This window comes from Neisseria sp. HMSC058F07 (genome assembly GCF_001810035.1).
Taxonomy (GTDB): Bacteria; Pseudomonadota; Gammaproteobacteria; order Burkholderiales; family Neisseriaceae; genus Neisseria; species Neisseria perflava.
In genome coordinates this window covers 1-399 of sequence record NZ_KV799678.1, presented here as the reverse complement: position 1 = coordinate 399, position 399 = coordinate 1, and the positions used below count along the sequence as shown (strand labels likewise).

At 59.4% G+C, this 399-nt stretch carries 1 protein-coding gene; it reads left to right on the top strand.

Annotated elements, in window-relative coordinates; translation table 11 throughout:
- Positions 1–399, top strand: a 399-nt coding sequence (locus tag HMPREF2696_RS06015; protein WP_249967832.1) for a type IV pilin protein, incomplete at both ends; no start/stop codon positions are given.

Sequence of the window (399 nt, the reverse complement as noted above, 5' to 3'; positions counted from 1 at the left end):
GTGATGCTGCTGGTTTCGATCTTGGCAACGGCGGCCTTTACGGTCTATCGGGAATCGGTCCGCTCGGCCAACCTGCGTGCGGCTCATGCAGCGCTGCTGGAAAATGCGCGCTTTATGGAGCAGTTCTATACGAAAAAGGGCAGCTTTAAGCTGACGTCGACGAAGTGGCCGGAACTGCCGGTGAAGGAGGCGGGCGGTTTCTGTATCAGGATGAGCGGTCAGGCTAAGGGCATCCTGGAGGGTAAGTTTACCTTGAAGGCGGTGGCGCTGGACAGGGAGGCGGAGCCGAGGGTGCTGCGCTTGAACGAGTCGCTGACGGCGGTGGTGTGCGGGAAGATGAAGGGGAAGGGCAGCTGTACGGACGGTGAGGAGATATTTAGGGGCAATGATGCGGAGTGT